We start from the raw sequence: 26,701 nt of genomic DNA, 5'->3' as shown, positions 1-26,701 counted from the left end.
ACAACCCCTCATGTATACTGAGTGTGTAACTTACATATGAAAGGGGTATGGCAATGAAAATCAGTTTGAAGAAAAAAGCAGGTTTTTGGAAGAAGACGGCGGTTTCATCTCTTATTTTCACCCTGTTTTTTGCCCTGATGATGAGCGGTACGGTTTTTGCGGCCGGGCTGAATAAGGATCAGAAGCGCCGGGCGGAACAGCTGACCAGCATCTTTGAAAACGGAAAGACGGAAATCCAATACGGCTATGTTGAAGCATTGGATGACGGAAGAGGTTACACCTGCGGGCGGGCCGGCTTTACGACGGCTACCGGAGATGCGCTGGAAGTAGTCGAAGTATACACGAAAGCGGTGCCGAATAACAAATTGAAAAAGTATTTGCCTGAATTGCGTCGTCTTGCGAAGGACGAAAGCGATGACATCAGCAATCTGAAAGGATTCGCTTCTGCCTGGCGCTCACTTGGCAATGATAAAGCCTTCCGCGCTGCTCAGGATAAGGTAAATGACAGCTTGTATTATCAGCCGGCGATGAAACGTTCAGAAAATGCCGGACTGAAAACGGCCTTGGCCAAAGCGGTGATGTACGATACGGTGATTCAGCATGGCGACGGCGATGATCCAGACTCCTTTTATGCCCTGATTAAACGCACGAACAAAAAAATGGGCGGGTCACCGAAAGACGGAACGGACGAGAAGAAATGGCTCAATAAATTCTTGGATGTGCGCTATGACGATCTGATGAATCCGTCAGATGAGGACACCCAGGATGAATGGAGAGAATCGGTTGCCCGAGTCGACGTTTTCCGCGATATTGTCAAAGAGAAGAACTACAATTTAAACGGGCCGATTCATGTCCGGTCAAGCGAATACGGAAGTTTCACTATTCAATAAATAAAAAAACCCCGCCATATGGCGGGGTTTTACTATTAACCGATAGAACCTTCCATTTCGAACTTAATCAAACGGTTCATTTCAACTGCGTATTCCATCGGAAGTTCTTTTGTGAACGGCTCGATGAAGCCCATAACGATCATTTCTGTTGCTTCTTCTTCAGAAATACCGCGGCTCATCAAGTAGAAAAGCTGTTCTTCAGAAACTTTTGATACTTTCGCTTCGTGCTCCAATGAAATGTTGTCGTTCAGGATTTCATTGTAAGGGATTGTATCAGAAGTTGATTTGTTATCCATAATGAGCGTATCACACTCGATGTTTGAACGGGCGCCGTCCGCTTTCCGTCCGAAGTGGACGATACCGCGGTATGTTACTTTTCCGCCCTGTTTCGAAATCGATTTTGATACGATTGTGGATGACGTATTCGGTGCAAGGTGAATCATTTTCGCACCTGCGTCCTGATGCTGTCCTTTGCCCGCAAGAGCGATAGAGAGCGTCATGCCGCGCGCGCCTTCACCTTTCAGAATGACAGCCGGATATTTCATCGTCAATTTAGAACCGATGTTTCCGTCAACCCATTCCATCGTCGCGTTTTCTTCACAAACCGTACGTTTCGTTACTAAGTTGTAAACGTTGTTCGCCCAGTTTTGAATTGTTGTATAACGGCAGTAGCCGCCTTTTTTAACGATGATTTCAACAACCGCGCTGTGAAGCGAGTTTGTTGTGTACACAGGAGCCGTACAGCCCTCTACGTAATGAACGCTTGCTTCTTCGTCAACGATGATCAGCGTACGTTCGAACTGACCCATGTTTTCAGAGTTGATGCGGAAGTAAGCTTGAAGCGGTGTTTCAACCTTCACGCCTTTAGGCACGTAGATGAAAGATCCGCCGGACCAAACAGCTGAGTTCAGCGCCGCAAACTTGTTATCAGTCGGCGGAATGACTTTCGCCCAGTGCTCGCGGAAAATGTCTTCATTTTCTTTCAGCGCGCTGTCTGTGTCTTTGAAGACAATGCCTTGCGCTTCAAGATCTTCTTTCATGTTGTGGTACACAACCTCAGATTCGTACTGTGCAGAAACACCGGCAAGGTATTTTTGCTCAGCTTCAGGAATACCGAGTTTGTCGAATGTCTGTTTAATTTCCTCAGGCACTTCATCCCAAGAACGCTCTGAACGCTCAGACGGTTTTACGTAGTACGTAATTTCGTCAAAGTTTAAAGAGTTTAAATCCCCGCCCCACTGCGGCATCGGCATGTTGTAGAAATGCTCAAGAGATTTCAGGCGGAAATCAAGCATCCATTGAGGCTCTTCTTTCATGCGTGAAATTTCTTCTACGATTTCTTTTGTCAATCCGCGCTCTGAACGGAAAATGGAAACGTCCTTATCGTGAAAACCGTACTTGTATTCACCAATTTCAGGCATTTTTTTAGCCATCCATTTTCACTCCAATCTTTTAATTGCCGCCTTTTTCGCCAGCGACTCCTTTTTCAAGTGCTTTCCATGAAAGGGTGGCACATTTAATCCGGGCCGGGAATTTCGAAACGCCTTGAAGGGCTTCAATATCCCCGAGATCTATCGAGTCGTCATACTCTTTCCCTTGCATCATGTCTGAGAAAACCTTAGACATGGAAAGGGCGGTATCAATATCTTTTCCTTTAATCGCCTGCGTCATCATGGAAGCTGAAGCCATGGAGATGGAGCAGCCTTCCCCTTCAAACTTCGCTTCCTGAACGGTATCGCCGTCAAGCTTCATTGTCAGTCTGATCCGGTCGCCGCAAGTCGGGTTGTTCATATCGACGACGATGCTGTCATCCAAAACCCCTTTGTTGCGCGGATTTTTGTAATGATCCATGATCACTTGTCTGTATAATGTATCTAAATTTGCATTAAAAGACATTTGTAAAGTACTCCTTTGTCTTTTGGAGGGCTTCCGCGAGCTTATCGATCTCTTCCTCTGTATTATACAGATAAAAACTCGCTCTCGCAGTAGCAGATACATCCAGCCATTTCATGAGCGGCTGGGCGCAATGATGGCCGGCTCTGACCGCAATGCCCTCAGCATCGAGGACAGTCGCGACATCATGAGGGTGAACCTCATCAAGATTAAATGTCACAAGTCCCGCCCGCTCTTTCGGACCGTATACCGTCACGCCGTCCAGCTGCTCGAAACGGTCAAGCGCATAGGCTGCAAGTTTATGCTCATGCCGGGAAATCTCGTCGAGTCCGATCTCTTCAAGAAAATCAATCGCGGCTCCCAATCCGATCGCGCCTGCGATAATCGGCGTGCCTGCTTCAAATTTCCACGGAAGCTCTTTCCAAGTTGATTCATAAAGCCCTACAAAGTCGATCATTTCGCCGCCAAATTCGGCCGGCTCCATATTCTCAAGCAGTTCTTTCTTGCCGTACAGCACGCCGATTCCCGTCGGGCCGCACATTTTATGGGAAGAAAGCGCGAAGAAGTCGCAATCCAAGTCCTGAACGTCGATTTTCATGTGCGGTGTGCTTTGCGCCCCGTCCACCACGATGACCGCGCCATTGTCATGAGCGATTTTGGCGATCTCTTTAATCGGGTTGATCGTGCCGAGCACATTTGACACATGAGCGACTGCCACGATCTTCGTATGGCTTGTGACAGTCTGCCGGACGTCGTCCAGTGAAAGCGTGCCGTCTTCCTGCATCGGGATATATTTTAAAGCCGCGCCGGTTGCTTTTACTGCCTGCTGCCACGGAATGATATTCGCATGATGCTCCATTTGGGTGATGACCACCTCATCACCGGGTTTTAAGCTGGCGCGGGCATAGCTCAGCGCCACCATATTCAGTGAAGTTGTCGTGCCTTTTGTGAAAATGACCTCAGCCATTGACTTCGCATTGATAAACTTACGGACTTTTTCACGCGCACCTTCATAGCCGTCTGTCGCTCTCGTGCCAAGAGTATGAACGCCTCTGTGGACATTGGAATTGTATTTGCTGTAATACTGATCAACTGCTTCAATGACAGCCCGCGGCTTCTGGGAAGTCGCCGCGCTGTCAAGGTACACGAGGTCATGTCCGTTCACTTGCTGATGAAGGATCGGGAACTGTTCACGAATATCGGTGATATTCATTATTTTACTTTCCTTTCGATGACGGAGACGAGCTGTTTCTTAACTCCTTCAATCGGAAGCTCTTTTACCACCGGAGCAAGGAATCCGTAAATGACTAAGCGCTCCGCTTCTTCTTTCGGAATTCCGCGGCTCATTAAGTAGTAAAGCTGGATCGGGTCCACACGGCCGACAGATGCCGCATGTCCTGCAGTTACATCGTCTTCATCAATTAAGAGAATCGGGTTTGCATCTCCGCGTGCTTTTTCACTCAGCATCAGGACGCGGGATTCCTGTTCAGCGTTTGCTTTAGACGCGCCGTGCTCGATTTTGCCGATTCCGTTAAAGATGGAAGATGCGGCATCTTTCATGACTCCGTGCTTCAGGATATAGCCTTCAGAAGCCTTACCGAAGTGGATGATCTGCGTCGTAAAGTTTTCCGTCTGTTCTCCTCTTCCGACAACTACGGTTTTCGTATCGCCGTATGTGCCGTCTCCGTAGAGGTTTGTCGTATTTTCAGAAATCGTGTCGCCGTCGTTCATCAGTCCGAGCGCCCACTCGATTTTGCTGTCGCGTCCGCGCGCGGCTCCGCGGCGGTTGACGTATGTTGTGACACCTGCTGACAGGTTGTCAACGGCGCCGTACGTCACGCTGGCATTATCACCTGTGACCACTTCACTGATAATGTTGAATACCGCTTCTTTCGGATTCACCGTGCTGATGTAGTTCTCAACGTAAGTGACGGAGCTGTGGTCTTCAGCGACGATCAGCACGTGGTTGAACAATGCCGTGTCATTGCTTTCATGAACGTAAACGGCCTGAACAGGCGTCTCCACCTGAACGTTTTTAGGAACATAAAGGAATGCCCCGCCGTTCATTAATGCCGCATGAAGCGCAGTCAGTTTATGTTCGTCGACCTTTACGCCGTCTTTCATGAAGTATTTCTCAACGAGGTCGCTGTGCTCACGGGCAGCCGTTAAGATGTCCGTGAAAATGACGCCTTTGTCTTTCAGTTCTTTGGAAAGAGAAAGGAAAGCAGGCGTTTGATCACGCTGCACATATAACGTTTTGTCTTCGTTTTCGATATCGATCAGCGCTTTTGCTTCATCAGCTAAATCTTCTAAAGAAGCAAGCGGCGCGTTTTCTACTGTATGCTTGTTGAACTTTGTAAAGTTCCAATTTGTGATTTTTGTTTTATCAGGCTTAGGCAGCGGCAGATCTTCAGCTTTTTCAAGAGCCTGTAAGCGCAGGTTTTTCAGCCAGGCAGGTTCTTGATGCTTTTCGGAAAAGCCTTTGACATATTCCTGATCTACGGATAGTTTCGTTTCCAATGTCATGATTATCCCCCTAACGCTTACGCTTCTTGGCCTACAGTTTCGTCTTCAATGCCTAGTTCTTGTTTAATCCAGTCATAACCTTCCGCTTCAAGGCGCTGTGCAAGCTCCGCGCCGCCGGATTTCACTACGCGTCCCTGCATCATAACGTGAACGACATCAGGCGTGATGTAGTTCAGAAGGCGCTGGTAGTGAGTGATCATTAAGCAGCCGAAGTTTTCGCTGCGCATTTTGTTGATTCCTTTAGAAACGACTTTAAGCGCATCGATATCAAGACCTGAATCGATCTCGTCAAGAATGGCGATTTTCGGCTCGATCATCATAAGCTGAAGGATTTCGTTGCGTTTTTTCTCCCCGCCTGAGAAACCTTCGTTCAGGTAACGCTGCGCCATTTCAGGGTCCATTTCAAGGAACTCCATGTTTTCGTCCATTTTGCGGATGAATTTCATAAGAGAAATTTCATCGCCTTCTTCACGGCGTGCGTTAATCGCAGAGCGAAGGAAATCGGCATTTGTCACACCGCTGATTTCGCTTGGGTACTGCATCGCAAGGAAAAGACCCGCCTGAGCGCGCTCGTCCACTTCCATTTCCAGTACATCTTTGCCGTCAAGCGTGATGCTGCCTTTTGTAACTTCGTATTTCGGGTGTCCCATAATCGCTGCTGAGAGCGTGGATTTACCGGTACCGTTCGGCCCCATGACAGCGTGGAATTCGCCGCCTTTTATTTCAAGGTTTACACCTTTTAAGATCTCTTTTCCTTCGATTTCAACGTGAAGATCCTTGATCGTTAATGTTGAAGCAGCCATATCTATACCTCCAAAATATATAATCATTATTCTCAATTTATTCTCATTCTAATTTTATAACAAATGAAAAGTAAATACAACTTTTTATATTACCCGGAACATTCCTAAAGTTTATCAAAGATCAAGGCGTAATTAAAGCTGTTTGAAACAGAAAAAGGGCGGAAATCCACCCTTTTTTACTGACCGATTTTCTCATTAAGCTGCGCTGCGAGGAACTTGCTTTTTTGATATTCAAGCTCCCTCTGCCGTTCGACTTCCATCCTTTTTGAAAGACGCCGTCCGTATTCCTCGTAGCCGATGCCGTGTGACTTCTGCATCGCTTTTTCCATTTCAGGCGTATAGTCAAGGTCCAGTCTCTCGTGGCTGGTGCAGATAATGAATCAATCCCTTCATATATTTGTTTCTATTGTAACAATGATCCGCTGCTCCGGCCAAAGAGGGTGTGCCCCTGAATCCTTTCGAATGTGCCGGAAACCGGCGCTCGCTTTATCTGAAAAACGGTATTCACACGATTGCTCATTCTAATGCGTCGTATGTCCGAATTCCTGAATACACTGCTGCACGAGGGTCACTCCCTGACTGAGAGCCGCGCCGCCCCCGAATGCCGCCGCGACGCTGATGACCTCAAGGATGTTTTCTTCTGTGGCCCCTTGGTCAAGGCAGCCCTTCGTATGATAAATCATGCAAAATTCATCTTGAGCGCTGATGCTGATGCCCAGAGCGATTAATTGTTTCTCTTTTTCAGTTAATGAATCCGCTGAGAAACACTGCTCAGTAAATTCATTAAACTTCCGCCCCATCATCGGCATTTTTTGCTCGAATATGCCTAAACCTTCTTTATATTGTTTCAATGCGTCATGCACGCTTTTTCCGTTATCCTGGTATTGAGCCACTGCCATTCCTCCAATCGTTAACCTTCCTTTTTATTATGGACAGTTCTCCGATTAATACCCGAAAAAAACCCCGGATGATTCATCCGGGGTTTTCGCTTTATTCAGATACGGGAAGCACGGCTCCGTCGTATTTTTTCTCAATAAAGTCTTTGATTTTCTTAGAGTGAAGCACTTCCATAAGCGCTTTGATTTTCTCTGATTTTTCGTCACCTTTGCGTACGGCGATGATGTTTGCGTACGGGTTGTTTTTCGTTGATTCCACTTGAATCGCATCTTTTAACGGATTCAGTTTGTTTTGAATCGCATAGTTGACGTTAATGAAGACTGCATCGCCTTCTTCTTCATTATATGCTTTCGCCGTTAATTCAGGGGCGATTTTTTTGAATGTCAGGTTTTTCGGGTTTTTCGTAATGTTTTTCGTCGTCGCTTCAATCGTTTTTACCTTCGGATCAAGTGTGATCAGTCCGGCTTTTTCAAGCATCGCCAGCATACGGCCTTGTTCAGCGACATTGTTAGTCATGATGATGGTCGCGCCTTTAGGCAGGTCTTTCAGCGATTTGTATTTTTTCGTGTAAATTCCGAATGGCTCAAGGTGAACGGCTCCGGCATTCACGAGTTTGTAATCTTTATTTTCTTTCATTTCCTGTTCAAGGTAAGGAACGTGCTGGAAGTAGTTCGCATCCACTTCATTATCAGCTAACGCTTTGTTGTACATTTTGTAATCGTTCAGCACTTTTACTTTTAATGTGTAGCCTTTTTCCTTCAAGAGCGGTTCCGCTTCTTTTAAGATTTCAGCATGCGGTGTTTTTGTCGCGGCGACAACGATTTCCTTTTTATTCGAGCCGTTTGATCCGCAGGCGGCTAAAACTCCCGCGAACACAAGCAGCAGCGCACTTAATACAATCTTTTTCAATGTAAATCCTCCCTTATCTTTTGTCTATTATATTTGTAATTACATCACCGATAATCTGAATGATAAAGACGATGATGAGTATAAATACTGTCGCTACAAACGTTACATCCGTATTATTGGACTGGTAGCCTTCTACATATGCAAGGTTTCCGAGTCCGCCTGAACCGATGGCGCCGGCAATGGCGGTAGATCCGATCAGGGCGATGGCCGTCACGGTGATGCCTGAAATTAACGCAGGCATTGATTCAGGAATCAGCACTTTGAAGATAATCGTCGATGTCTTTGCTCCCATTGATCTGGCAGCTTCGATGACTCCTTTATCGACTTCCCGGAGCGCAATTTCCGCAAGACGGGCGTAAAACGGCGCGGAGCCGATAATCAGCGCCGGCAATGCGGCATTCGGTCCTAAAATCGATCCGACCAAAATCTTAGTAAAGCCGAGAAGCAGAATAATTAAAATAAGAAACGGAATAGACCTGAAAATATTAACGACCGCCGCAATCACGGTGTTAATGATTTTATTTTCCCATAAGCTTCCCTTGCCCGTTAAAAAGAGCAGAAGACCGAGAATCGCTCCGATGATAAATGAAAAAACTAAAGCGATGACCGTCATATAAAGGGTCTCATATGTGGCCGTCCACAGCTCGGTTATATCAACGTTCGGGAACCATTTTTCAAACATTTGTGATCACCTCTGCTTCTACCTGTTTGTCTTTGATGAACCGGATCACGTTTTCTACTTCTTTTTCCTGACCGTCAATATGAATGAATAATGAACCGTAGGCTCCGTCCTTCGTCTGTGAAATTTTCCCCTGCAGAATATTAACGTCCACATCAAAGTTTCGGATCATTTCCGTAATGAGGGGCTGCTCGGCGGCCTGCCCGACAAATGAAAGCTGAATCGTTTTCCCTGTCGCTGTTTCCTGCAGAAAATGCTGGATGGTTTCTTTCGTCTCCTCCGGTTCTGTCACCTGCTGAACGAAACGCTTGGTCATCGGTTCGCGCGGGTTTCTGAAAACTTGGAGTACTTCGCCTTCTTCAACGACTTTCCCGTTTTCCATGACGGCGACTCTGTTGCAGATTTTTCGGATGACGTGCATTTCATGGGTAATGAGCACGATCGTCAGACCGAGTCTGTCATTTATATCGGATAAAAGATCCAAAATTGAATCGGTCGTCTGCGGATCGAGCGCTGATGTCGCTTCATCGCACAGAAGGACTTTCGGATTATTGGCGAGCGCCCGGGCGATGCCGACACGCTGCTTTTGACCGCCGCTCAGCTGCGACGGATAAGATTTTTCTTTCCCCTCTAATCCGACCAGTTTAATCAATTCATCAGCGCGGCGGACCCGTTCACTTTTTTTCACGCCGGCGATTTCCAGCGGGAACATAATGTTCTCCCGGACGGTGCGCGACCACAAAAGGTTAAAATGCTGGAAGATCATGCTGATTTCCTGGCGCGCTTTTCTCAGCCCGCGGCTGCTTACTTTATTTAATTCCGTCCCCGCGACTTCCACGGTTCCCGACGTCGGCTTTTCAAGGCCGTTCAGGAGACGGATTAAGGAACTTTTACCAGCTCCGCTATATCCTATAATTCCAAATATTTCGCCCTTTTTGATATCAAGAGTGACATCTTGGACAGCATTGACATCCCCATGCTTCGCTTTGTAAATTTTTGAAACATTTTGAAGATGGATCAAAGCAATCACCCGCCTTACACTATTCTAAGAAATCTTCCGGGTTTCTCCGCAAAAGAAAAGCCTTTCTGCAAAAATGAGCAGAAAGGCTTATTGAAAAAGGCCTTTCTCTCATCTTTCAAAGCAGACCGCTTCGAGTGAATTGGCACCATTTCAACATTGTTGATGGTTGCCGGGCTTCATAGGGCACTTCCCTCCACCTCTCTTGATAAGAGAAAACATATCGTATTTTCGTCCGGAAATTCTTACTGTAGAATAGCACGGCGAATGATAAAAAGTCAATAAAATAAATATTGGAAGCTATTGTCACATAGTAGATTGGCAGTTACGGCCGTTTACTGATCGCCTGAAAAAATCCGTTTGTCAGCCAGAGGATGGCCTCCAGCTTCAGCAGGGCTCTGAATGATCCTTTCACTTTGAGTTTTCCGCTTTGGATAAGCTTTTGCAAAGAGACATCACCATGCAGGAGATGGATGATTTCCGTCTGGTTTCCGTAAAAGGTCAAATTAGATTTTTCCTTTGAAGCCGACGTTTTTCTCATTTCTCCCTGTCCGTTAATTGAGACCGTTAAGGCTTCTGTTTCTCCTTGGAATGTAATCAGCAGCGTTGAGGCGTTTAATAGCGGTTTCAAAAACAGATGCTGTCCGTCATTCTCTGAAACTTCTATTTTCTCCACTCGTATAACCTCCCGTTTTAATGGCCATACATACACTTTCTCTTTTTAACGGACAGAACCCTTTATAAACCGCACGACATTTTCCTGTAAATATTGTCACATCGGGAACGTTTGCGATGTTTTTTGTTTAATCAGCTCATATAAATAGGAAACGGAGCGGAAGGCGTATCCTTTCTCAACAAGCTCTCCGCCTTTAAACAGCAAAAAGCACGGAACGCTTTCAATCTGATAGGCTTTGGCGAATGCGGGGGAATAATTCACGTTGTTTTTATAGAAGGCGGCGCCGGGCAGCATTTCTTCGACGACAGTAAGCATTTTGGACGCCAGCTGGCATGTGCCGCAAAACGGGGTGTACAAATACAGGAGATAAACGTCATCCTGAATCGATTCGAGTTCATTTTCTTGGAGTTCTTTCATGATTACCACCTCAGGTCGTTCTTTTTCAAAAATACAGTGTCAGCATCAAAGCCGGCTCTGATCAGCACAGATGCGAGATGATGGCCCGGGCACGACTCGACTTGCCTGTATGTTCTGTCTATATAAATATGTCGCGCTTCGGGAAGCTCCCGTTTCAGCTGTTTTCTTAGTTTTTCTCCGGAGTCATCTGCGTCCGTTAAAATATAGACGTCTCTGTCAAACAGGCGGTCCGCCAAATCTTCCAGTTCGGTTTGGCCGATCGTCCCGTTTGTACAGACGATTTCCGCGGGTTCGATGAGCACTTCCCTGACTTTGATTTTATCAGATTTTCCTTCTACGATAATGACCTTTTCATCTCCGTTGTACATAAGCGCGTCACCTGCCGATTGTTTTAGCGTCAGATTGAAAAAGAAGGCAGTGAAATTCACCGCCAACTGTTAACACCAGCCATTCTCATAATCGCAATCGACATATTTCGGATCGCTGCCGTTTATGACATCGGCTGTTTTATAAAATTTTTGATTTTCAAATGAAAAGCCCTGTTTGAGCTCGTACTGGTCCATGCCTGTCATCTCGCCGATGGCTTCATTTTCATGAAACAAGGAAAACCGGCCGTTTTGAAAGCGGCCCGTGACGTTCTCCGTCACATCGACCTTTTGTTTATCAAAAGCCATTTTAGACACCTCCCGTTACAGATAGAGTGTCCAAATGGCCCCTTTGCTATCCGATCAGTCTTCCTGTGTCATTTCGTCATATTGCTCAGAAGTCATGAGGTTTTCGATTTCTTCAGCATCAGCCGGTTCCACGACGATCATCCACGCTTTTTCATACGGAGACTCGTTTACGAATTCAGGACTGTCATCAAGGTCTTCGTTCACTTCCGTCACCGTTCCGTTAATCGGTGCGTACAGTTCGGATACGGTTTTGACGGATTCCACGCTGCCGAATGGCTCGTCCGCTTTAATTTCGGCGCCGACTTCCGGAAGCTCGACAAATACGATGTCGCCAAGTTCGGCTTGCGCGAAATGTGTAATCCCGATACGGGCTTTTCCGTCCTCAACTTTGACCCATTCGTGCTCTTTGGAATAACGCATATCTTTCGGTGTGCTCATCTAAATCCCTCCATTTTTTTCTTATAATAAGAAGATACCATAATTCTTTGAACCTGGCATTACATCCAATATTTTTCGAATTGGTCTTCTTTAAAGCCGACAGTGACTTTTTCGCCGTCTGTCGTAATCGGGCGTTTCAGGAGCATACCGTCTGATGCCAGAAGTTCGAGCTGTTCATCCTCTGACATATGATACAGTTTTTCCTTTAAGTTCAGCTCGCGGTATTTCATTCCGCTCGTGTTGAAAAACTTTTTCAGCTCAAGACCGCTCTTTTCATAGAGGTCTTTAACTTCTTCTTTCGACGGAGTTTCCTCCGCGATATGTATTTCGTTTATTTCCTTACCGCGGTCTTCCAGCCATTTTTTCGCATTACGGCACGTTCCGCATTTAGGGTACCAGTAAAAATTTAACGACATCTTCTTCACCCCTTGTAAATGATCGTCGTTATTTTAACACAATCACTTGTAAAAACCTATAACGTTGCTTCATGAAAAAGCGCCCCTGATGAAGGAGCGCTTTCAGCATGTGATCAGACTGTATATTTTTCTTCACGGAAGACGGCTGCTGCCGCTTCACGTTTTTTCTGAATGAGGTTTTTCGGCGTCAGGCGCGTCAGTTTACGCAGCACGGAAAGCATCATGCGGAGGGAATCTCCTTCCTCCATGGCGATCAGTGATTCTTTGGCGTGCGCTTCAATGTTCTGAAGGGCTTCCTGGGCAAAGATTTCTGTATATAACAGCTTCTGCGCGGCTTTTTCGGCACCGTCCGCCGCAATTGCTTTTTCCGTTCTGAGGACGGCGGATTCCAAAGCGTACAGCGCGCTGACAATATCGGCAATGTTCACCATGATTTCCTGCTCGCCTTCAATCTCTTTGCCGTATTTCTGCGCCGCGAGGCCCGCTGTCAAGAGGGCGATTTTTTTCGCCTGTCTGACAATGTATTTTTCCTGTTCAAGAGGTTCTGAGCCCGGCTCTTCAGGCATCAGCATCATGAGTTCATCTTGGAGCGCTTTTGCTTTTTCAAAGAGCGGCAGCTGACCTTTTACGGCTTTTTTCAGAAACGTGCTCGTTACGATCAGGCGGTTGATTTCATTTGTGCCTTCAAAAATCCTGTTGATTCTTGAGTCGCGATAGGCGCGCTCCACTTCATATTCCTGCATAAACCCGTAACCGCCGTGAATTTGAACGCCTTCGTCGGCAATGTAATCAAGCGTTTCAGAACCGCACATTTTGTTGAGCGAGCATTCAATCGCGTACTCGGCGATGGACTTCGCGACTTCGCGTCCGTCTTTTTGCTCCTCTTCCGTCAGTCTGCTCATATTATCTTCGAATAAGCCCACTGTTCTGTATACAGAGCTCTCCATGGCGTAAAGCCGGGCTGACATCGTCGCAAGCTTTTCCTGAGTGAGCGTGAAGCTTGCGATCGGCGTTTTAAATTGCCGGCGCTGGTTTGCATAAGCGGCAGACAGCTCAATCACCCGTTTTGAAGCGCCGATTGTGCCGACGGCAAGCTTGTAGCGCCCGATATTCAGGATATTAAAGGCGATGACATGGCCTTTTCCGATTTCGCCGAGAAGATTTTCTTTCGGGACTTCCGCCTGATCTAAAATCAGCGTTCTTGTCGATGAACCCTTAATCCCCATTTTTTTCTCTTCCGGTCCCGTTGATACGCCCGGATAGTTCTTTTCTACGATAAATGCGGAAAACTTATCTCCGTCCACTTTAGCGTAGACGACAAAGACATCTGCAAAGGCGGAGTTTGTAATCCATTGCTTTTCCCCGTTAAGAATATAGTGTGTGCCCGCTTCATTCAAAACAGCCGTCGTTTTCGCGCCGAGGGCATCTGAACCTGAACCGGGCTCAGTTAAGGCGTATGCCGCGATTCTTTGTCCTGAAGCCAAGTCCGGCAAATAGGTTTTTTTCTGTTCTTCCGTTCCGAAGAACACGATCGGCAATGAGCCGATACCGACGTGAGCGCCGTAAGATAGCGAAAAGCTGCCGGCACGTGAAAACTTTTCCGTAATGAAGGCTGAACTGATTTTATCCAGGCCGATTCCGCCATACTCTTCAGGCACGTCTGCTCCGAGGAGGCCGAGATCCCCGGCTTTTTTCAGCAGTCTGACCGAATGCTCAAACTGATGGTTTTCAATTTCATCTATATAAGGAAGCACATCGTTTACGACATAGTCTTCTGTCGTTTTGCCGATCATTTTATGTTCGTCTGTAAAGTCCTCCGGAGTGAATATTTGATCATATCCCGTCTCTTCAATCAGAAAGCTGCCGCCTTTTTTGACGTTGACCGTTTCCTGTTTCATGCTTCGTTTCCCCCTTGTTTTAAATGAGCTCAAATACGCCGGCAGCGCCCATGCCGCCTCCGATGCACATCGTCACCACGCCGAATTGCTCGTTTCTCCGTTTCATTTCATGAATGAGTGACAGGGTCAGCTTCGTCCCCGTGCATCCGAGCGGATGTCCGAGCGCGATGGCGCCTCCGTTGACGTTCACCTTTTCTTCATCAATCCCGAGCGATCTGATGACTTGAATGGCCTGTGAAGCAAAGGCCTCATTCAATTCAAAAAGCCCGATATCCTGTAATTCGAGTCCGGCAAGCTTGAGCGCCCGCGGAATGGCTTCAATCGGACCGATCCCCATTACCTCAGGGGGAACGCCGCCTACGGCAAAGGAACGGAATTTGACAAGCGGGGCCAATCCGAGCGACGAAGCTTTTTCGCGATCCATCAGCATGACAGCCGCCGCGCCGTCACTCGTTTGTGAAGAGTTCCCGGCCGTCACGGTTCCCGTTTTAGAAAAAGCCGGGCGGAGCTTCGCCAAGACGTCAGCCGATGTGCCGGGGCGCACGCCTTCATCCTGAGAAAAGGTAAATTGTTTTTTCCGCGGCTTATGGTCATCCCCGACTTCTGTCAGCGATACTTCAACCGGCACGATTTCGTCATTGAATTTCCCCTCTTTAAGGGCTTTCGCGGCATTCTGATGGCTGCGGACTGCAAATGCATCCTGGTCTTCTCTGGATACGCCGTACGTTTCGGCGACCTGCTCCGCCGTATGCCCCATGCTCATGTAATACTCAGGCGCATGCTCCGCCAAAGCGATATTCGGCCGTGTCACATGCCCCATCATCGGAACTTGCGACATGGATTCCGCACCGCCCGCAATGACGGTGTCACCCGCGCCGATCATAATTTTTTCAGCACCGTAAGCGATGGATTGGAGCCCGGAAGAGCAGTAGCGGTTCACCGTAATGGCCGGCACCGTATGAGGAAGCCCCGCCAGCGCACCGATATTCCGCGCCATATTTAATCCTTGTTCGGCTTCAGGTGTTGCACATCCGATAATTAAGTCATCGATATTTCCTTCATAGCCGCCTGCCCGTTTCAGCGTTTCTTTTACACAAAGCGCGCCTAAATCATCAGGACGAACGGCTGCAAGCGATCCTTTTTTCGCTTTACCGACCGGGGTTCTCGCACCGGCCACAATGACTGCTTCTCTCATAAACACCCTCCTAGTTCCGTAAAGGTTTGCCTTTGACGAGCATATGCTGCATTCTCGCTTGAGATTTCGCCTCGCCAGCGAGGCTTAAAAAGGCTTCTCTTTCAATCTCGAGTAAATATTCTTCTGAAACCTCCGTGCCGAACGGGACTCTTCCGCCGGCAATGACATGGGCCAGCTTCTTCGCAATCTTCATATCGTGATCGGATAAATAACCCGACCGTCTCATTTGGTCTGCTCCGAGCAGTAATGCCGCACAGCCGGTTTCTCCGGTGACTTTCACTTTTTTGCGGGCAGGCGGACGGTATCCGCTGTCATATAAGGAAGCAGCCAGCTGTTTCGCATCGTGCAGCAGGTGATCCTGATTCATGCTGATACGGTCTGCCGCGGACAAAATCTTCATGTCACGGGCTTCGTGTGCCGAACCGGACACCTTGGCAAGCGCGATTGTTTCAAAGGTTTTAATCGCTGCGTCCATCAGTTCACTTCCGCCGTCCAAATAATTGATGTACAGCTCTTTGTTTCCTCCGCCGCCCGGAATAAGGCCGACGCCGGTTTCAACGAGACCCATATACGATTCGCTCGCCGCCTGAACGCGTGCCGCCGGGAGACAGACTTCCGTGCCGCCGCCGAGTGTCATCCCGAATGGCGCCGCTACAACGGGTTTAGCGCTGTATTTGATGTTCAGCATCGTCTGCTGAAAACGGCGGATGACAAAATCGACTTCCATGAAGTTATCATCCTGGGCTTCCATTAAAATCATCGCAAGGTTTGCTCCCGCGCAGAAATGTCTGCCTTGGTTACCGATGACAAGACCTTTATAATTCCGCTCCGTTTCCTCAAGCGCATTGTCAATCATCTGAATAATGTCTAAGCCGATCGCGTTGCTTTTCGTATGAAATTCCAGCAGCGCGACATCATCGCCGAGATCAATCAGACTTGCGCCGCTGTTTTTAGTGATAACGCCTTTTGTTTCTTTTAACGTCTGCAGGCTGATCCGTTTCGGATTTTCTTTCACAGCCCTGTATTGGCCGTCTGAATAATAAAATTGTGTTCCGTTTTCCTTCATATAAAATGTTTCATGGCCCTGATCAAGCATTTCTTTCACCCAGCCGGGGAGTGCTGCGCCTTCTTCTTCGAGCCGCTCCGCTGATTTTCTGACGCCGATGGCATCCCACATCTCAAACGGTCCGAGCTCCCATCCGAAGCCCCATTTCATGGCGTCATCAATTGCTTTAATATCATCAGCGATCTCACCTAAAAGCCGGGCTGAGTATAAGAGTGTTTGCGATGTGATATTCCAAAGCAGGCGTCCGGCGCGGTCATCGGAATATACAAGCGCTTTCATTTTGCCTTTGGCACCCTTTGCCTGTTTGGCGGCTTCTAAAGCGGGCGTCTTCATTTTCGAGCGCTCACCGTATGTCATGGTCAGCGGATCGAGTTCATATATTGTTTTACCTTCTTTTTTGTAAAATCCTTGGCCTGATTTGCTGCCCAGCCAATTGTTTTTCAGCATGTCATTCATAAATTCAGGAAGCTTAAACATGTCTTTTTCAGCACCGTCGGCTTTATCATACACATTTTTTGCCACATGAGCGAAAGTATCAAGCCCCACAACGTCAAGGGTTCTGAAGGTCGCGCTTTTCGGTCTGCCGATCAAAGGCCCGGTCACCGTGTCCACCTCGCCGATGCGGCAGCCGGAAGAAAGCATTTCTCTTACCGTGACCAGCAGGCCGTACGTACCGATGCGGTTGGCGATAAAGTTAGGCGTGTCTTTTGCGATGACGACACCTTTCCCAAGCGTGTTTTCTGCAAATGAAGTCATAAACTCCAGCACGTCAGGATCTGTTTCCTGAATTGGAATGATTTCCAGAAGCTTCAAGTAGCGGGCCGGATTAAAGAAATGGGTTCCTAAGAAATGAGCTTTAAAATCGGCAGATCGGCCTTCCGCCATTTTTGTGACGGAGATACCGGACGTATTGCTCGACACGATGCTTCCCGGTTTCCGGTATTCATCAACGAGTGAGAAAATCTGTTTTTTTACGTCAAGATTTTCGACGACGACTTCAATAATCCAATCAGCATCCTTCAATTGAGCTGCGTCATCTTCCAAATTCCCCGCCGTTATATAGTCGAGATTGGCAGCCGAAGTCAGCGGCGCCGGTTTTTGCTTCAGCAGCTTTTGCATGGCCGATCGGCTCAGTCTGCTGCGGACCTCCGGGCTTTCTAATGTCAGCCCTTTTTTCGTCTCATCCTTTGTCAGCTCGTTTGGCACAATATCAAGCAGCAGGACGGGAATTCCGATGTTAGCCAAGTGCGCGGCAATTCCGGACCCCATAACGCCTGATCCGAGAACGGCTGCTTTCTTTATAAACTTGTGCATGAGTCATCCCCCTTGAACTTTGAATGAATAGTCATTCATTTTTTCGGCAAAAAAAATGAAACCCTTTTCTTCTTTCATCTTAAAAGATTTTCAAGATGACTTCAATAGCAAATATGGAATTTTTTAAAATTTTTCGGCTTCCGCATGTTCCATGGCGCGGGCGGGAAACTTAAACCCGGAGGTGAAGGGAATGGTGCGAGGGAGAAAAGATCCGTCTTCTGCCGCAGTGAGCGCGGCCAGCATGAAAGGAAATGCGGGACCGAAGCAAAAATACGGCGGCGGCAAACGGACGAGCCAAAATCAGCAATATAAAAAAGACAACATGGAATAACATACTGCGGCTGCTTTTTGGAGCAGCCGTTATTTTTTGAAGATCCCTTTCAGCACAAACGCCGCATTTGCCGGGCGCTCGGCAATTCTTCTCATCAAGTACCCGTACCAATCGGTTCCGTACGGGACATACACCCTCATCCTGTATCCTTCTTCGGCAAGCTCCTTCTGGCGCTCCGTTCTGATGCCGTACAGCATTTGGAATTCAAACTGCTCCCGGGGAATCTGATGCTCGCTGATGAGTGTTTTCGTATAAGAAATGATGTCATCATCATGTGTTGCCACCGCCGTTTCATGGCCGCTCAAAAGCTGCAGCTTAATCAGCTGCTGAAAATGAAGATCGGTTGCTTTTTTATCAGGGAACGCAACGGCCGCCGATTCTTTATAAGCGCCTTTTACAAGCCTGAGCCGCGGCTTATATGGCATCAGACCGCTGATGTCTTCAGCTGCCCGGTACAAATAAGCCTGAATGACGGTGCCGAGCATCGGAAAATCCGGCTTGCACCGCTTATACAGCTCAAGCGTACGGCCGCATCTTGAATAGTCCTCCATATCAATCGTTACAGGCACGCCGCGTTCTTTTGCCTCCGTCAATATGTCTCTGACATGCTGTTCCGCGAGTTCCTCGGAAATATCCAGACCGATGGATGTTAATTTCAGCGACAGCTCACAATCCAGTTGATTCTCGGCAATCGCCCTGATTGCTTTTTTACATTCTTCCGCCGTCCTTTTCGCATCCTTCTCTGAACCCGCATATTCACCTAGATAATCAATCGAAGCCGACAGCCCTTTTTGGTTCAGCCGCTTTACCGTTTTCACAGCTTCCGTGAGCGTTTCCCCTGCAACGAACCTTCCCGCGCCGAAGCGGATTCCGTAAGCCTGGGCGAATTTTGTAAGCATTTTATTTTTCGACAAAAATAAACATATGCTCCGCAGCAAGGATGAACTCCCTCCTTTTTCTTTTATTCGTGTATGAATTTCCGGTCGCAGAGAAAGCTAAAAAGAACAGAATTGAAGGAGGCGTTTATATGAACAACCAAGAGCAGCACGGAAACTTGCCGCCTGCCGTCATCTCAACGAAAGACCATTTGTATCTTGAGGACATGCTGAACTGGAATCTGCTTGCCATGAAAAAAGCGCATTTTATGGCGGAACACTGCCAGAATCAGACGTTAAAACAAGAGCTTGATCAGATCGGCCGGATGCATGAGAAGCATTATCAGCACATATTAGGCCGCTTGAACCCCGATCAAGGCGGACAGACAACAACAGGCTACATGCAATAGGAGGACAATACATGGAACAGCAAAATCAAAAAATCACGAATCCGCAAACGCCCGTGCCCAATACGGCGCAAATGAATGACAGAGACTTGGTCAATGAGCTGCTGACGACGGAAAAATACATCACGGCTTCATATTGCACAGCCCTGCACGAGTTCAGCCACGAGTCTCTTTATCAAGATATTCAGGCGATTTTCGATGAGTCACAAAAAGCGCAAAGAAGATTATACGATGTGATGTTTCAAAATGGCTGGTATTCCATTGAAGCCGCCGATACCCAAAAGCTTCAGCAATCGTATCAGAAGTTCCGGCAGACCATTCAGCAGCAGTCTCCTTACCAGCAGTAAAACGAAGAAGGATTTGATGTTTTCGCCAAGCATCAATCCTTTTTTATTTTTGCACAAAAAGATTGACTTATCATTAATCCTTATTTATATTTAACTAATGTTAATTATTTTCTCGAGGAACAAGATGAGGAGGAGTTATGAAAAACGCGGATCAATATGTGTCTGACATTCAGAAATCCCTTCAGACGCTGCTGCAAAACATACAGCCTGAAATGGTGGAAAGCATGGCAAAACACGAGGTGACGCCTGCCCAATTATTTGTTTTAGCCAGCCTGAAAAAACACGGGAGCTGCAAAGTTTCCGAAATTGCGGAACGCATGGAGGTAAAGCCGAGCGCAGTGACGCTGATGGCCGACCGCCTCGAACAAAAAGGACTTATCGTCCGCAAACATAACCAGCAGGACAGACGCGTCATCGACATCAGCCTCACCAAAAAAGGCGAAACAAAATTCGAAGATGTAGTGGAAGGACGGAAAGCGATACTGGCGCGAAACCTGTCCGTTCTGACTGACGACGAACTGATTCAGTCCGTGAACATCATCCGCAAAGTAGCGGAAGCCGCCGAGAAATACGCGGCTGATCAAAAAGAAAACGAATAGAAAGAGGAGCTGCCGAAACATGAGCATTGAAAAGAAAGATCCAAAACGCACATTATTAATAACAGGCTTAATCATCGCCATGTTTTTCTCAGCCCTTGACGGCACCATCGTAGGAACAGCGATTCCTAAAATCGTGGGTGACCTCGGGGGATTAAGCATGATGACGTGGCTGACCACGGCATATCTTTTAACTTCGACGACGATCGTTCCGATTGCGGGGAAACTTGCAGATTTATTGGGGCGCCGCGTCGTTTATGTGTCAGGTTTATTGATTTTTATGGGAGCTTCCGCACTGTGCGGAATGGCCAGCAACATGACGGAACTGATTATTTTCCGCGGACTTCAGGGAATCGGCGGCGGTGTCATGATGCCGATGGCCATGATCGTCATCGGGGATTTGTTCACAGGGAAACAGCGTGCTAAGTTCCAAGGGCTTTTCGGAGCGATTTACGGCCTTGCTTCCGTTATCGGCCCGCAAATCGGGGGCTGGATTGTTGACTCTTTAAATTGGAAATGGGTTTTCTATATCAACCTGCCAGTCGGAATCTTAGCCGTGATCTTTATCGCAAGAGGACTTCAAGGCAGAAAACAGACTGGGCCGATTAACTTTGACATCGCCGGCATTTTCACAATGATTGTCGGAATCGTCAGCCTCCTTCTCGCGCTCAGCTTCGGAGGAAAGGATTACGCATGGGGCTCTTGGCAGATTCTCGGTCTCTTTGCGCTTGCGCTTGCCGGGATTGTCGGATTCATTTTCGCTGAAATCAAAGCAAAAGAACCGATTCTGCCGATGTACCTGTTTAAAAACAGAACGTTTACCGTACTGAATCTGATCGGCTTTTTCATGAGTATCGGCATGTTCGGCGCCGTTACGTTCGTTCCTTTCTTTATGCAGGGAATTATCGGAGTCAGCGCCACCGCGTCCGGCACGATTATGACGCCGATGATGGTATCTATGATTATCACAAGTATTATCGGAGGCCAGCTGGTTTATAAGATCGGTATTAAACCGCAAATCATGATCGGCATGCTGATCATGGCCGTCGGCTTCTTCTTATTAACGACCTTGCAGCTGGATACAAGCAAGCTCGCGGCTACATGCTATATGGCCGTGATCGGTCTGGGAATGGGGCTTGTCATGCCGCTTCTCACACTCGCTCTGCAAGAAACGTTTTCAAAAGAAGAGCTGGGCGTTGTGACTTCATCAAGCCAATTTTTCCGGATGATCGGGGGAACGTTCGGCATTACGGTGCTCGGCGCTGTCATGAATGCCAGATCAGGAAGCCTTTTAACCGACAGACTGGTGCCTTACTTAGATTCACTCCCGAAACAGGCAAGTGCCTTTGCCGCCCAGTTTAAAGGGATGATTGACAAGAATCCTGAAGGGCTGCTTCAATCCTTGTTCAGTCAGGAATCGATTAAGCAGATTCCGGCCGCATTTTCTTCCCATATCGTGCCGGTTTTGAAAACGTCACTGATGGATTCGCTTCACAGCGTGTTTTTCACAGGCCTGGCCTTTATCGCTGCCGGATTGATCCTCACGCTGTTTGTTAAATCAATTAAGCTGACAAACAAAAAGACAGGCAAACAAGAAGAAAAGGCGAAAGCCGTTTAACAAAAAAACCCCGCGGATGCCGCGGGATTTTTTTATATCATCTTGGCCTCTCCGTTTCCGAATGACCAGTCTTCCGCCTCATTGGAAATCGGGGGTGAAAATTATTTAATAAACCTTAAACATTTCATCGTTATCTTTATAGTACGACATAATAAAGTCACGAAAATTTCTTACCGAAGAAGATAACAGCCTATGTCTCATCCAAGATAAGCCGACTGGATATGAAGCAGAGTGATCAGTCACTTTTATAAAATTCAGCCCCAATGTTCTGCAAACTGAAATAGGAAGCAACGCAACACCTCGATCCAGCTTTATAATCTCGACAAGTAAATGAGAATCCGCCTCAAATGCAATATTTGGGGTGAAACCGGCTTTTTCACAAAGCGAGGCTGTAAAACCGCTATACTCTTCATTATTAGCAAGGGTAATAAATGGTTCATCGGCGACAAGACGTAAAGAAATTTCGGTTTTACCCGTAAATCGGTGGTTTGAGGGCAAAGCCAGAACAATATCTTCATTTACCAGCACACAACTCTCTATCTCTTCATCTTGAATCGGATGACCTGTTATTCCTAAATCAATGTCCCCTTTTTTTAAACTTGTTAGGATCCCGCTTTTAACTCCGATGGCTTGGAGAATTTTTGATTGAGGGGAGCGGTTGATATATTCACTCATCAGTCCTGCAAGGAATCTTGGATTGGAAATAGATATTCTTATGGTATCAGAAATTTGATGTTCCTCCAATTGAATCTCCGTTTGTGCATTTTCAATCTCAGTAAAAATCCTGTTTACATGTTTTAAAAGAATCTTCCCTGATGAACTCAGCTTAATATTTCTGCCTTTTCTCTCAAACAAAGCTGTTCCCAGTTCATTCTCAAGTCTTTTTATAGTGAGACTTAAAGAAGGCTGGGCAATCTTTAATTGTTCTGCTGCTTTAGAAATATGCTCAGTATAGGCAACTGTCTGAAAGTATTTTAGCTGCAGCAATTCCATCTGTCTGCATCCCCCTCATTTATTTCAATAAATATATATATAACTTATTATGTATTAGATTAAATGTAAATGCGGATGTAAGATAATAGCATAGTTAAAGAAAAGGAAAGGGTGTCATGCAATGAAAATTGATGTGAAAGATATAGCAAAAAATTTAAATACGCCACTAACGGCTCCTGCTTATCCTATCCCAAATTATAAATTTGTTAACCGTGAATATTTAAATATTATTTACCGAACGGATGAAAAAGCTTTACGTGCGGCAGTGCCAGAACCTCTTGAAATTACTGAACCTTTTGTGAAATTCGAAGTGATGCGGATGCCCGATGTTTCCGGACTTGGTGCCTATACAGAGGCGGGACAAGTCATCCCTGTCAGCTTTAATGGTGAAGAAGGAGATTATGTACACTCTATGTATGTAGACAATTTCCCGGCTATTGCAAGCGGACGGGAACTTACTGCATATCCAAAGAAATTGGGCGCCCCTAAGCTGTATATAGACTCTGATACTCTCGTTGGCACATTAGATTATGGCAGTCTTCGTGTGGCAGCTGCGACTATGGGATATAAACATTTCGAAATGGACAAGGAAAAAGCGAAAAGGGAAATTTGCCGACCTAATTTTATGGTTAAGATGGCTACTGATTACAATGGTGATTTAAGGGTTTGCGATTTGGTGCGGACGCAAATAACGAATATAGAAGTTAAAGGTGCCTGGTCTGGACCGGCGCGGCTTCAATTATTTGAACATGCTCTGGCGCCTCTTGCAGATTTGCCTGTATTAGAAGTCGTTTCAGCATCTCATATTATTACGGATTTAACCTTAAATGCAGCACAGCCGGTTTATAACTACTTAGAGGAAAAATAAGGAGACGTTTACAATGAGAATTGCAATTTTAGGAGCAGGTTCTTTAGGAACCATAGTTGGAGCATATCTGTCTGCTGGCGGAATGGATGTCGAATTGATTGATTCATACAAAGAACATGTAGATACTTTAAATCAAATAGGTGCTAAAGTAGTTGGTACAACGGCATTTCAGGCAAAGGTGAAAGCCATTACACCTGAAAACAAGTCAGGCAAGTATGACTTAATATTACTTCTGACGAAACAATTATATAATGACTCCATTCTTAAAGAGTTACTGCCTTTTTTAAAGGATGATAGTGTAGTATGTTCCTTGCAAAACGGTATACCTGAACAGAAAGTTGCTTCGATCGTTGGTGATGAACGTGTTATTGCGGGTTCTGTTGAATTTGGTGCTACGTTTATTGAACCAGGCGTATCCAGACTTACAACTGAGTATACTCAATTTAAAGAGTACGCTTTTCAAATTGGAGAATTAAATGGTGAAACAACAAAAAGAATCCAGCGTATTAAATCGGTTTTAGACCTTATCGGCGGAACACATATTTCCGATAATTTAGTTGGAACGAAGTGGTCAAAATTACTTATCAATAATGCGTTCAGTGGTTTATCGGCAGCATTAAACGGAGAATACGGAGACATTCTTGACCATGAAATCGGCATTGTCAGCGCAGTTCATATCGCAGATGAGACGATTAAGGTTGGACACGCCAATGGTGTCAAATTTGCGAAAATGGGCGGCCTTGATTTAGAATCTTTGGAATTAAGAAGTGAAAATGAGATTCCTGAACGTATTCAAACATTTAGGGCAGCCATGGAACCATCCAGGCTTTTAAGAGCAAGTATGCTTCAGGATCTTGAGAAGAAACGCAAAACTGAAATTGATTATATTAATGGAGTCATTCCCAAAATGGCAGAAGGTACTGGAATTTCAACACCTTTTAATGATTTGGTTGTAGCACAAGTCAAATGTGCCGAGGAATCTCAAACAGTGCCCAATTTTGATACAAATATAAAAGCATTTGAAGGGTTATTACGTATCCGAAAGGAAATGTGATATATAGGAAAGAGAGAAAGGGATTGCTGCGGCGGTCCTTTTTTCTTGGTCCAGCAAGTAAACAAACGGGTGTGTTAGTTACATAAAAGTTCTTCGTTATGAATTGAACGGCGCCTTTATTGATTCCTTTTCAGCAAAAAAAGCTTCCGGCACCTCTCTTTGATGCCGAAAGCTTTTTATTGTTTTTTTCTGTGAGCTTCATTGAGCTGTTTAATGTGCTGTATCGCAGCTTTGATGCCCTCTTTGGCGTCCGGGTAGGATTGATTCCAATGTTTGACGAGCGGCGGCATGCTTTTTGCGATATGTGTATACAAAATCCACTGCCTGACTTCTTCCTTTACATCCGGGTTTGTTTCGCCAAGCAATAGTTCCGTGTATTTCTCAAGCAGGCCGTCCAGCTGCTGCTGCAGTTTTTCTTCCATACCGTTTCCTTCCCTTTTTCATGATTATGACAATCGGGCGGTGAGGGCCGCTTCCTGCACGATACATCTGCCGCGTCCGTGCGGAATGCAAAGCGGCGTGCCGAACAGCGGATCTTGCGTTACCTGGCAGTTCATCGCAAAGACCTGCTGTACAAGCTCGCAAGTGATGACTTCTTCGGGACGGCCCTCTGCGTAAATCTGTTTATCCTTAATGGCGACCAGATAATGGGCATAACGGCATGCCAGATTGAGGTCGTGCAGCACCATGACGATTGTGCGTTTTTCTTTTTCATTTAATTCAAACAGCAAATCAAGAATTTCAATTTGATGCGTCATGTCGAGATAAGTTGTCGGCTCGTCAAGCAGAATGATATCCGTATCCTGAGCGAGTGTCATCGCAATCCATGCACGCTGGCGCTGTCCGCCTGACAAGGAATCCACAGGACGGTCGGCCATTTCCTCAAGCTTCGTCGCTTTTAGCGCTTTTGTGACTGCGTCTTCGTCCTCTTTGGACCATTGCTTCAGCCAGCTTTGATAAGGGTATCTTCCCTGCTTCACAAGCTGATGCACCGTCAGGCCTTCGGGAGCTGACGGACTCTGCGGCAAAATAGCGAGCTCTCTTGCCACTTCCTTCGTCGGAAGCTTAGCGATGGCTTTTCCTTCTAACAGCACAGAACCGCCCCTCGGTTTCATCAGCCGGGCCAATGAACGTAAAAGCGTCGATTTTCCGCAGCCGTTGCTTCCGATCAATACAGTGATTTCGCCTTTTGGAATCGCGACATCCAATTCGTCAATGATAACAGTCTCTCCGTACCCTAAGCTCAGCGTCTCTGTAGAAATTGCACTCATACCGCTAACCGCTCCTTTTTTGAGTTTCCCAACACTATGTATATAAACAAATTGCCTAAACATTCAACGTGAGATCATGATTATATTGTAACAGAAATTAATGACTCTGAATATCATTATCAATTAGTTTTGGGCAAAAAAGCAGCGGACGGCGGTTATTTTTTTATTTCCGTCATTTCTCCGTCGTTCTTTTTCAGTTTCAGATAAAAATGGTCATAGCGGCTGTCTAAATTAAAAGCCGAGAGCACCTGCCGGACGACCTCGCTTTCCTGCATCCGGCCGTTTACGGCAAGTTCTCCGAGGATCATCTTCATTTCATCAAGCGCTTCCTCGCCCTCTCTGTGAACCCCTGAGAGCTTGTCCCGGATGTCCGCCTTTTCATGACCGCTTTTTCTTTCATACAAACCTTCATAGCGGTTATGCTCTCCGGCTCCGTAGCTGACGCGAAGGGAAAAGCTGCTGTAAGGAACCGGCTTCGCGGATGACACGGGTGTGCTGTCTTGTTCCGCTTCCCGTTTTTCTTCATTCAATCGGCAGCCGGCAATCAGCATCAGCGTAAGACATAAAACGCCCGCCGTTCTGATCCATTTCATGCGATTCACTCCCATTCCATTCCGATCGTTTTTAGGTAT

The 26,701-nt window shown here is 46.5% G+C and carries 31 protein-coding genes, 1 pseudogene and 1 riboswitch; of the genes and pseudogenes, 8 read left to right on the top strand and 24 right to left on the bottom strand.

Annotation, left to right across the window (positions count from 1 at the left end; translation table 11 throughout):
• Nucleotides 1-53 precede the first annotated feature (53 nt).
• A complete protein-coding gene (gene csn, locus ACWJJ4_RS04260; protein WP_173612830.1) occupies nt 54-890 on the top strand; it encodes a chitosanase in 837 nt (278 codons plus the stop codon).
• 35 nt (nt 891-925) lie between these two features.
• On the opposite strand, the gene sufB is transcribed toward csn, so the two are convergent.
• The 19 genes from sufB to ACWJJ4_RS04165 form a co-directional block, all read right to left on the bottom strand.
• Nucleotides 926-2,323 (bottom strand): Fe-S cluster assembly protein SufB, encoded by a 1,398-nt coding sequence (sufB, locus tag ACWJJ4_RS04255; protein WP_003151878.1) that lies wholly within the window; start codon nt 2,321-2,323, stop codon nt 926-928.
• Between the two features lie 19 nt (nt 2,324-2,342).
• Entirely contained in the window at nt 2,343-2,786 is a 444-nt protein-coding gene (gene sufU / locus ACWJJ4_RS04250; protein ID WP_007613601.1) for a Fe-S cluster assembly sulfur transfer protein SufU, read from the bottom strand.
• Nucleotides 2,776-3,996 (bottom strand): cysteine desulfurase SufS, encoded by a 1,221-nt coding sequence (gene sufS / locus ACWJJ4_RS04245; protein ID WP_173612829.1) that lies wholly within the window; start codon nt 3,994-3,996, stop codon nt 2,776-2,778. The genes sufU and sufS overlap by 11 nt, the downstream gene beginning before the upstream one ends.
• On the bottom strand, nt 3,996-5,309 hold the full coding sequence (gene sufD, locus ACWJJ4_RS04240; RefSeq protein ID WP_003151874.1) for a Fe-S cluster assembly protein SufD: 1,314 nt from the start codon (nt 5,307-5,309) through the stop codon (nt 3,996-3,998). Before sufD ends, sufS begins: the two co-directional genes overlap by 1 nt.
• Nucleotides 5,310-5,326: 17 nt before the next feature.
• Nucleotides 5,327-6,112 carry a Fe-S cluster assembly ATPase SufC gene (sufC, locus tag ACWJJ4_RS04235; protein ID WP_003151872.1) on the bottom strand — a complete coding sequence of 262 codons (786 nt, stop codon included), beginning with the start codon at nt 6,110-6,112 and terminating at the stop codon, nt 5,327-5,329.
• Between the two features lie 176 nt (nt 6,113-6,288).
• Nucleotides 6,289-6,441, bottom strand: coding sequence for a hypothetical protein (locus ACWJJ4_RS04230; protein ID WP_003151857.1), 153 nt, complete (start codon nt 6,439-6,441; stop codon nt 6,289-6,291).
• A gap of 192 nt (nt 6,442-6,633) precedes the next feature.
• Nucleotides 6,634-7,011: a carboxymuconolactone decarboxylase family protein gene (locus ACWJJ4_RS04225; RefSeq protein WP_031306536.1), complete on the bottom strand. Its 378-nt coding sequence runs from the start codon at nt 7,009-7,011 to the stop codon at nt 6,634-6,636.
• A gap of 91 nt (nt 7,012-7,102) precedes the next feature.
• Nucleotides 7,103-7,918: a methionine ABC transporter substrate-binding lipoprotein MetQ gene (metQ, locus tag ACWJJ4_RS04220; RefSeq protein ID WP_012118382.1), complete on the bottom strand. Its 816-nt coding sequence runs from the start codon at nt 7,916-7,918 to the stop codon at nt 7,103-7,105.
• Nucleotides 7,919-7,931: 13 nt separating this feature from the next.
• Nucleotides 7,932-8,600: a methionine ABC transporter permease gene (locus ACWJJ4_RS04215; RefSeq protein ID WP_003151851.1), complete on the bottom strand. Its 669-nt coding sequence runs from the start codon at nt 8,598-8,600 to the stop codon at nt 7,932-7,934.
• Nucleotides 8,593-9,618 carry a methionine ABC transporter ATP-binding protein MetN gene (gene metN, locus ACWJJ4_RS04210; RefSeq protein ID WP_003151850.1) on the bottom strand — a complete coding sequence of 342 codons (1,026 nt, stop codon included), beginning with the start codon at nt 9,616-9,618 and terminating at the stop codon, nt 8,593-8,595. The genes ACWJJ4_RS04215 and metN overlap by 8 nt, the downstream gene beginning before the upstream one ends.
• Nucleotides 9,619-9,723: 105 nt before the next feature.
• A riboswitch (SAM riboswitch) is annotated at nt 9,724-9,830 on the bottom strand.
• Nucleotides 9,831-9,940: 110 nt separating this feature from the next.
• Nucleotides 9,941-10,291: an SCP2 sterol-binding domain-containing protein gene (locus ACWJJ4_RS04205; protein WP_003151848.1), complete on the bottom strand. Its 351-nt coding sequence runs from the start codon at nt 10,289-10,291 to the stop codon at nt 9,941-9,943.
• A 96-nt stretch (nt 10,292-10,387) separates the two neighbouring features.
• Nucleotides 10,388-10,708, bottom strand: a complete 321-nt coding sequence (locus ACWJJ4_RS04200) for a thioredoxin family protein (protein ID WP_003151847.1) — start codon at nt 10,706-10,708, stop codon at nt 10,388-10,390.
• Nucleotides 10,709-10,710: 2 nt separating this feature from the next.
• Nucleotides 10,711-11,076 (bottom strand): toprim domain-containing protein, encoded by a 366-nt coding sequence (locus ACWJJ4_RS04195; RefSeq protein ID WP_007410083.1) that lies wholly within the window; start codon nt 11,074-11,076, stop codon nt 10,711-10,713.
• A gap of 69 nt (nt 11,077-11,145) precedes the next feature.
• A complete protein-coding gene (locus ACWJJ4_RS04190) occupies nt 11,146-11,382 on the bottom strand; it encodes a YusG family protein (RefSeq protein WP_003151845.1) in 237 nt (78 codons plus the stop codon).
• Between the two features lie 54 nt (nt 11,383-11,436).
• Nucleotides 11,437-11,820: a glycine cleavage system protein GcvH gene (gene gcvH, locus ACWJJ4_RS04185; protein WP_003151844.1), complete on the bottom strand. Its 384-nt coding sequence runs from the start codon at nt 11,818-11,820 to the stop codon at nt 11,437-11,439.
• A gap of 59 nt (nt 11,821-11,879) precedes the next feature.
• On the bottom strand, nt 11,880-12,236 hold the full coding sequence (locus ACWJJ4_RS04180; protein WP_454021463.1) for an arsenate reductase family protein: 357 nt from the start codon (nt 12,234-12,236) through the stop codon (nt 11,880-11,882).
• A 113-nt stretch (nt 12,237-12,349) separates the two neighbouring features.
• On the bottom strand, nt 12,350-14,134 hold the full coding sequence (locus tag ACWJJ4_RS04175; protein WP_182069480.1) for an acyl-CoA dehydrogenase family protein: 1,785 nt from the start codon (nt 14,132-14,134) through the stop codon (nt 12,350-12,352).
• Between the two features lie 19 nt (nt 14,135-14,153).
• Nucleotides 14,154-15,329, bottom strand: coding sequence for an acetyl-CoA C-acetyltransferase (locus tag ACWJJ4_RS04170; RefSeq protein WP_003151841.1), 1,176 nt, complete (start codon nt 15,327-15,329; stop codon nt 14,154-14,156).
• Between the two features lie 10 nt (nt 15,330-15,339).
• Nucleotides 15,340-17,709, bottom strand: coding sequence for a 3-hydroxyacyl-CoA dehydrogenase NAD-binding domain-containing protein (locus tag ACWJJ4_RS04165; protein WP_454021462.1), 2,370 nt, complete (start codon nt 17,707-17,709; stop codon nt 15,340-15,342).
• Nucleotides 17,710-17,899: 190 nt separating this feature from the next.
• On the opposite strand from ACWJJ4_RS04165, the gene ACWJJ4_RS04160 reads away from it, so the two are divergent.
• Complete coding sequence (locus ACWJJ4_RS04160; RefSeq protein ID WP_003151836.1) at nt 17,900-18,040, top strand: YuzL family protein; 141 nt, start codon at nt 17,900-17,902, stop codon at nt 18,038-18,040.
• A 29-nt stretch (nt 18,041-18,069) separates the two neighbouring features.
• Here the strand turns inward: ACWJJ4_RS04160 and ACWJJ4_RS04155 are convergent, their stop codons facing one another.
• Entirely contained in the window at nt 18,070-18,978 is a 909-nt protein-coding gene (locus tag ACWJJ4_RS04155; protein ID WP_077722805.1) for a proline dehydrogenase family protein, read from the bottom strand.
• 89 nt (nt 18,979-19,067) lie between these two features.
• Here ACWJJ4_RS04155 and ACWJJ4_RS04150 point away from each other — a divergent pair, with 89 nt between their 5' ends.
• The 4 genes from ACWJJ4_RS04150 (at nt 19,068) to ACWJJ4_RS04135 (ending at nt 21,883) form a co-directional block, all read left to right on the top strand.
• Complete coding sequence (locus ACWJJ4_RS04150; RefSeq protein ID WP_003151832.1) at nt 19,068-19,325, top strand: hypothetical protein; 258 nt, start codon at nt 19,068-19,070, stop codon at nt 19,323-19,325.
• A gap of 11 nt (nt 19,326-19,336) precedes the next feature.
• Nucleotides 19,337-19,669, top strand: a complete 333-nt coding sequence (locus ACWJJ4_RS04145) for a spore coat protein (protein ID WP_003151830.1) — start codon at nt 19,337-19,339, stop codon at nt 19,667-19,669.
• 137 nt (nt 19,670-19,806) lie between these two features.
• The gene (locus tag ACWJJ4_RS04140; RefSeq protein ID WP_003151828.1) at nt 19,807-20,268 is read left to right on the top strand and encodes a MarR family winged helix-turn-helix transcriptional regulator; all 462 of its coding nucleotides are present in this window, start codon (nt 19,807-19,809) and stop codon (nt 20,266-20,268) included.
• Between the two features lie 19 nt (nt 20,269-20,287).
• Entirely contained in the window at nt 20,288-21,883 is a 1,596-nt protein-coding gene (locus ACWJJ4_RS04135) for an MDR family MFS transporter (protein ID WP_007410079.1), read from the top strand.
• Nucleotides 21,884-21,988: 105 nt separating this feature from the next.
• Here the strand turns inward: ACWJJ4_RS04135 and ACWJJ4_RS04130 are convergent, their stop codons facing one another.
• Nucleotides 21,989-22,876 carry a LysR family transcriptional regulator gene (locus tag ACWJJ4_RS04130; protein WP_173612828.1) on the bottom strand — a complete coding sequence of 296 codons (888 nt, stop codon included), beginning with the start codon at nt 22,874-22,876 and terminating at the stop codon, nt 21,989-21,991.
• Nucleotides 22,877-22,997: 121 nt separating this feature from the next.
• Here ACWJJ4_RS04130 and ACWJJ4_RS04125 point away from each other — a divergent pair, with 121 nt between their 5' ends.
• Both ACWJJ4_RS04125 and ACWJJ4_RS04120 read left to right on the top strand, forming a co-directional pair.
• The gene (locus tag ACWJJ4_RS04125) at nt 22,998-23,744 is read left to right on the top strand and encodes an acetoacetate decarboxylase (protein WP_454021461.1); all 747 of its coding nucleotides are present in this window, start codon (nt 22,998-23,000) and stop codon (nt 23,742-23,744) included.
• Nucleotides 23,745-23,757: 13 nt separating this feature from the next.
• Nucleotides 23,758-24,798: a ketopantoate reductase family protein gene (locus tag ACWJJ4_RS04120; RefSeq protein ID WP_454021460.1), complete on the top strand. Its 1,041-nt coding sequence runs from the start codon at nt 23,758-23,760 to the stop codon at nt 24,796-24,798.
• A gap of 176 nt (nt 24,799-24,974) precedes the next feature.
• Here ACWJJ4_RS04120 and ACWJJ4_RS04115 read toward each other — a convergent pair.
• From ACWJJ4_RS04115 to ACWJJ4_RS04105, 3 genes and pseudogenes are all read right to left on the bottom strand, one after another.
• Nucleotides 24,975-25,242: pseudogene (locus ACWJJ4_RS04115) on the bottom strand (YusU family protein).
• 2 nt (nt 25,243-25,244) lie between these two features.
• Nucleotides 25,245-26,069 carry an ABC transporter ATP-binding protein gene (locus ACWJJ4_RS04110; protein WP_003151820.1) on the bottom strand — a complete coding sequence of 275 codons (825 nt, stop codon included), beginning with the start codon at nt 26,067-26,069 and terminating at the stop codon, nt 25,245-25,247.
• A 155-nt stretch (nt 26,070-26,224) separates the two neighbouring features.
• The gene (locus ACWJJ4_RS04105; RefSeq protein WP_070082336.1) at nt 26,225-26,662 is read right to left on the bottom strand and encodes a YusW family protein; all 438 of its coding nucleotides are present in this window, start codon (nt 26,660-26,662) and stop codon (nt 26,225-26,227) included.
• Between the last annotated feature and the right edge of the window lie 39 nt (nt 26,663-26,701).

Source organism: Bacillus sp. JK62, assembly GCF_053663455.1.
Note: the sequence above shows the minus strand (reverse complement) of the source record. Positions and strands in the feature narration are given on the sequence as shown.

Bases quoted from the DNA above. Each gene is read 5' to 3' on its own strand.
- csn (WP_173612830.1), top strand. From the start codon at position 54: ATGAAAATCAGTTTGAAGAAAAAAGCAGGTTTTTGGAAGAAGACGGCG.
- sufB (WP_003151878.1), bottom strand. From the start codon at position 2,323: ATGGCTAAAAAAATGCCTGAAATTGGTGAATACAAGTACGGTTTTCAC.
- sufU (WP_007613601.1), bottom strand. From the start codon at position 2,786: ATGTCTTTTAATGCAAATTTAGATACATTATACAGACAAGTGATCATG.
- sufS (WP_173612829.1), bottom strand. From the start codon at position 3,996: ATGAATATCACCGATATTCGTGAACAGTTCCCGATCCTTCATCAGCAA.
- sufD (WP_003151874.1), bottom strand. From the start codon at position 5,309: ATGACATTGGAAACGAAACTATCCGTAGATCAGGAATATGTCAAAGGC.
- sufC (WP_003151872.1), bottom strand. From the start codon at position 6,112: ATGGCTGCTTCAACATTAACGATCAAGGATCTTCACGTTGAAATCGAA.
- ACWJJ4_RS04230 (WP_003151857.1), bottom strand. From the start codon at position 6,441: ATGGAAAAAGCGATGCAGAAGTCACACGGCATCGGCTACGAGGAATAC.
- ACWJJ4_RS04225 (WP_031306536.1), bottom strand. From the start codon at position 7,011: ATGGCAGTGGCTCAATACCAGGATAACGGAAAAAGCGTGCATGACGCA.
- ACWJJ4_RS04215 (WP_003151851.1), bottom strand. From the start codon at position 8,600: ATGTTTGAAAAATGGTTCCCGAACGTTGATATAACCGAGCTGTGGACG.
- ACWJJ4_RS04200 (WP_003151847.1), bottom strand. From the start codon at position 10,708: ATGAAAGAACTCCAAGAAAATGAACTCGAATCGATTCAGGATGACGTT.
- ACWJJ4_RS04195 (WP_007410083.1), bottom strand. From the start codon at position 11,076: ATGTACAACGGAGATGAAAAGGTCATTATCGTAGAAGGAAAATCTGAT.
- ACWJJ4_RS04190 (WP_003151845.1), bottom strand. From the start codon at position 11,382: ATGGCTTTTGATAAACAAAAGGTCGATGTGACGGAGAACGTCACGGGC.
- gcvH (WP_003151844.1), bottom strand. From the start codon at position 11,820: ATGAGCACACCGAAAGATATGCGTTATTCCAAAGAGCACGAATGGGTC.
- ACWJJ4_RS04180 (WP_454021463.1), bottom strand. From the start codon at position 12,236: ATGTCGTTAAATTTTTACTGGTACCCTAAATGCGGAACGTGCCGTAAT.
- ACWJJ4_RS04175 (WP_182069480.1), bottom strand. From the start codon at position 14,134: ATGAAACAGGAAACGGTCAACGTCAAAAAAGGCGGCAGCTTTCTGATT.
- ACWJJ4_RS04170 (WP_003151841.1), bottom strand. From the start codon at position 15,329: ATGAGAGAAGCAGTCATTGTGGCCGGTGCGAGAACCCCGGTCGGTAAA.
- ACWJJ4_RS04165 (WP_454021462.1), bottom strand. From the start codon at position 17,709: ATGCACAAGTTTATAAAGAAAGCAGCCGTTCTCGGATCAGGCGTTATG.
- ACWJJ4_RS04160 (WP_003151836.1), top strand. From the start codon at position 17,900: ATGGTGCGAGGGAGAAAAGATCCGTCTTCTGCCGCAGTGAGCGCGGCC.
- ACWJJ4_RS04150 (WP_003151832.1), top strand. From the start codon at position 19,068: ATGAACAACCAAGAGCAGCACGGAAACTTGCCGCCTGCCGTCATCTCA.
- ACWJJ4_RS04145 (WP_003151830.1), top strand. From the start codon at position 19,337: ATGGAACAGCAAAATCAAAAAATCACGAATCCGCAAACGCCCGTGCCC.
- ACWJJ4_RS04140 (WP_003151828.1), top strand. From the start codon at position 19,807: ATGAAAAACGCGGATCAATATGTGTCTGACATTCAGAAATCCCTTCAG.
- ACWJJ4_RS04135 (WP_007410079.1), top strand. From the start codon at position 20,288: ATGAGCATTGAAAAGAAAGATCCAAAACGCACATTATTAATAACAGGC.
- ACWJJ4_RS04130 (WP_173612828.1), bottom strand. From the start codon at position 22,876: ATGGAATTGCTGCAGCTAAAATACTTTCAGACAGTTGCCTATACTGAG.
- ACWJJ4_RS04125 (WP_454021461.1), top strand. From the start codon at position 22,998: ATGAAAATTGATGTGAAAGATATAGCAAAAAATTTAAATACGCCACTA.
- ACWJJ4_RS04120 (WP_454021460.1), top strand. From the start codon at position 23,758: ATGAGAATTGCAATTTTAGGAGCAGGTTCTTTAGGAACCATAGTTGGA.
- ACWJJ4_RS04110 (WP_003151820.1), bottom strand. From the start codon at position 26,069: ATGAGTGCAATTTCTACAGAGACGCTGAGCTTAGGGTACGGAGAGACT.
- ACWJJ4_RS04105 (WP_070082336.1), bottom strand. From the start codon at position 26,662: ATGAAATGGATCAGAACGGCGGGCGTTTTATGTCTTACGCTGATGCTG.